We start from the raw sequence: 1,231 nt of genomic DNA on the forward strand, positions 1-1,231 counted from the left end.
TGATGAGGTCTGAGCTGGCTGTAATATCCTGTGATGTAATTCGTTATTGCCGTGCTGGCTTCGCTAAAATTCGCGTAGCCATTATCCGGTACCCACTCTGTTTTCAGGCTTCTGAAGAACCGTTCCATTGGGCTGTTATCCCAGCAATTTCCCCGGCGACTCAGGCTTTGCTTTATCTGATATCTCCACAGTAACTGTCTGAAATTCCTGCTGGTATAGTGACTGCCTTGATCCGAGTGATACAGTAAATTAGCCGGTTTCCCCCGTGCTTCCCAGGCCATCGACAGGGCTTTACCTGTCAGTGCGGAATCAGGGAAAAATGACATCGCCCAGCCAACCGGTTTACGGGAAAACAAATCGAGTACAACAGCCAGATAAGCCCAGCGTTTTCCCGTCCAGATATAAGTCACATCACCGCACCAAGCCTGATTAGGCTCGGTAACAGCAAACTGGCGATCCAGATAATTAGGGATCTCAATGTGTTCCTTAGACGCCTTCTTATAACGATGGCCAGGTTGCTGACAGCTGATAATATTGAGCGCTTTCATCAGCTTTGTTGCCCGCCAGCGGCTCAGTTTTATACCTTTGGTGGTGACCATTGCGGCAATGCTTCGCGCACCTGCTGAACCGTTACTTTCGTGATAAACTTCACGCACAAGGCTCAGTAATGCCACTTTCGTGGCGTCAGGCTTCCTGGGCTGCCGCCAGTATTTATAACTGCTGCGATGAACCCCAAACACGTTGCACACAACGGCAACAGGAAACCGCGCCCTGAGTTTCTCAACTAATGAGAATTGTTCAGGGAGTCTGACATCAAGAGCGCGGTAGCCTTTTTTAATATATCCCTTTCCATTTCAACGCGTTGAAGTCTTTTCTTCAACTCACGTATTTCAATCTGCTCAGGTGTCATGGGTGAAGCTATGGGTGATTTTCCCGCTCGCTCTTCTTTCAGTTGTCGAACCCATTTATCCATCGTGGATTTGCCGACATTCATCGCAGTGGCAGCGGCGGCAACGGTGTAATGCTGATCGAGTACAAGCTGGGCAGCCTCGAGGCGAAACTCGGGGCTAAAATTGCGTCTGTTACGTCCGGTCATAATGTCACCTGTTTTGACTATGAGGTGATGATATCACCTCTATTCAGGTGGCCAAATTCACTATGCCACTACAATTAAGCTCATTGTAAGAATCAATAGTTGGCTTGTTATTTTCAGTATGTAGTGACTCATACA

General features: G+C 48.0%; 1 protein-coding gene. It reads right to left on the minus strand.

What is annotated here, in order from left to right; genetic code table 11:
• A protein-coding gene (locus D9736_RS23060) for an IS3 family transposase (RefSeq protein WP_130259253.1) occupies positions 1 to 1,096 on the minus strand; the annotation gives its coding sequence in 2 pieces (ribosomal slippage) (positions 1 to 838 and positions 838 to 1,096; 1,097 coding nt annotated over the 2 pieces). This gene is flagged as partial in the annotation.
• Positions 1,097 to 1,231 lie beyond the last annotated feature (135 nt).

This window comes from Escherichia sp. E10V10, assembly GCF_004211985.1.
In the GTDB taxonomy this organism is placed as follows: domain Bacteria; phylum Pseudomonadota; class Gammaproteobacteria; order Enterobacterales; family Enterobacteriaceae; genus Escherichia.